This window comes from Chamaesiphon sp. OTE_20_metabat_361 (assembly GCF_031364565.1).
Map to the genome: position 1 here is coordinate 1 of NZ_JANLWO010000156.1, position 2274 is coordinate 2274.

At 47.1% G+C, this 2274-nt stretch carries 4 protein-coding genes; 1 reads left to right on the forward strand and 3 read right to left on the reverse strand.

Annotated elements, in window-relative coordinates:
- Window positions 1-349: 349 nt before the first annotated feature.
- Together RMO35_RS04330 and ureE are read right to left on the reverse strand one after the other, a co-directional pair.
- Window positions 350-1126, reverse strand: coding sequence for an urease accessory protein UreF (locus RMO35_RS04330; protein ID WP_309738800.1), 777 nt, complete (start codon window positions 1124-1126; stop codon window positions 350-352).
- Window positions 1074-1541, reverse strand: a complete 468-nt coding sequence (gene ureE / locus RMO35_RS04335; RefSeq protein WP_309738802.1) for an urease accessory protein UreE — start codon at window positions 1539-1541, stop codon at window positions 1074-1076. Before ureE ends, RMO35_RS04330 begins: the two co-directional genes overlap by 53 nt.
- A 20-nt stretch (window positions 1542-1561) precedes the next feature.
- Here ureE and RMO35_RS04340 point away from each other — a divergent pair, with 20 nt between their 5' ends.
- Window positions 1562-1987, forward strand: a complete 426-nt coding sequence (locus tag RMO35_RS04340) for a zinc ribbon domain-containing protein (RefSeq protein WP_309738805.1) — start codon at window positions 1562-1564, stop codon at window positions 1985-1987.
- Window positions 1988-2133: 146 nt separating this feature from the next.
- Here the strand turns inward: RMO35_RS04340 and RMO35_RS04345 are convergent, their stop codons facing one another.
- Window positions 2134-2265 carry a DUF4168 domain-containing protein gene (locus tag RMO35_RS04345; RefSeq protein WP_309738807.1) on the reverse strand — a complete coding sequence of 44 codons (132 nt, stop codon included), beginning with the start codon at window positions 2263-2265 and terminating at the stop codon, window positions 2134-2136.
- Window positions 2266-2274: the final 9 nt, after the last annotated feature.

Sequence of the window (2274 nt, forward strand, 5' to 3'; positions counted from 1 at the left end):
TCGATGAATGATTGTAATGATGATATTGGGTAAATATTTAGAAATTATGCGCTAGTTCATCAGCCGCTCGACAAAAAAAATCGGATGATGAAACTATGTTCATCAATCCGATCGACCGATCCTTAATTTTAGAGAGGAGAACACCTAACCAATGACTAACAGCCAGAACTAATGTAATTAAGCTTGGGCTATGCACTCAGCGAAGATCGTCTGCGGTTGGTCAGAGAAGACGAGTAGTTGCTGGTGAGCGATCGATTGAGGCGATGTAAACAACTATAAATGTATTGAGAATATCTGTCAATACCTAATGAGAATAAATATCAATAATTCTTTAGTACTAAAAATATACCTAGCTTCTAAATAAGCGACTGTAGAGAGTTTCATGCTGCATACACGAGAGCGAAGATCCCCAGCTACAGGCGTAAAGATCGCCATCGGCTAAGGTGGGAATCGCCCGAGCTAGATCGGCTAGCTCGTCCTGTAATTGCCAGACAATCTGCTGTCCGGCGGTTTGTCCGAGCGGAATCAATTTCACACCGACACCAACTTGATTGGTAGTCCAACTGTGTAGATATGCCAAAATTGTCGCATGTCGATCGATTTGCCAATGTTGAGCGGTGACACCAAAGGCGATCGCATAGTGACAGGGAAAAACAATTGCGCTAATTAAATCTTGAATTTCTGGCGTTAATTCAACGACTAGCTTCGTCAGAGAGCCACCCATTTGCCAACTTTGATGGCGTAACTCTTCACTTTCCCGTGCGGCTGACAGCCAGTGATTCCAGTACTGTAATCGATCGGTATTAAGTTCGAGTCCAGCCTGGTAAGCTCGATCCATTACCGCAGTCTCGATCCGAATCGCGCCAGCCTGTAACTCGCCCTCAATCCAGGCTTGGAGTGTAGATCGATCGATAATAGCACCCTGCAAAATCAGACTCTCTAAGCCTTCGGAATAACTATACCCGCCCACTGGTAACAGTGGATTTGCTAAGTGTAGAAGTCGTAATAGTTGAAGATTATGTGCTGAAAAGCTCACATTTGCGCTCGTAAGATAATTGATGTTGGCGTCACCATTAGTGGTGGTGACTGTAGGCACCACCTTGAGGATAAAATGGCGCAACTTCACTAACTATTTGCAACCCTAATTGTACTAGCATCCCTTCTAGAACCGGATCGGGACTAAAGCGGAGATAGGTAGGTGCGATTTCTAGGCTAACGTGGCGATTGCCCAAATGGTAAGCCGCACGTAGCAGTGTCAGTGCGTCTTGACTAGTTACCGTTATCACTGGTTCTGATTTGGCGCTCACGCGCACGAATGTTTCACCATGCTCGGATGCTAGGAGATCGCCATCTTGCAGGGTGGTACCGCGTGGAAGCTGTAAAGCAACGGCAATTCCATCATCAGTACCGAATAGATGACGGCTGCGAGTACGTTCTTCGGCAGTGAGCGACAGGATTGAAGGTGTTACAGATAGCTGGTGATGGTGATGCAACCTTTGATTCAAAACGATCGCTGTTGCAGATGATGAGTCGTTTGACACGGTGGAATCGACCTGACTAGATGATATTTGCTATTTTAACGGAATCAGCACACCATCCCCACCCTCAGCGAAAGCGGGGTGGAGATGGTGTGCTCTGTGAGGAATCGAGTCCATCTGCCCATAATCCGACAAGCGCAGCTCTTGAGCGTTCTGGCAAAATATTGGTCAAGGTGGATAGATTTTTCCCTTCATCGAAAACCTGTAGTAACTGTTATCACCGAGTCTCATCTTTGCCTTTGGATGTACGTCATTGGACTTGTTCTAGTTGTGGAACTCACCACGATAGAGATGTCAATGCAGCGCAAAATCTCAAAGCTGAAGGTCTAAGACTCCTCGCGTTAGGAACTAGCGCGACTGCTGGTGGAGGGGACGTAAGACCAAGTAGAGGTCGAAAGACAGCTATGCGGCAATCCCCCGCGAAACCAGAAGCTACCCGCTCAGCGTAAGCGGCGGGTAGTAGTTCACGCCCATCTGGTGCGGATCGATCGCGGTTTACGCTGTGACCGATCGATTGACACGCTTTGTCCTGTGGGATGGCACACCCCTTGTTTTGCCACCTTAGAGGCGATTGACATCTGCAATAGCTTAGCGACTAATTTAACAGGCTGCGAACCCGATTTTGGAGTTGGGTACTCGATCTTACCGCCTGAGTGATTTGATTGAATTTGTCGATACTCAGTCCCCGACTAGCTGCAATAGTTTCGCATTGATTGCAGTATTGGATAAAGAGGGA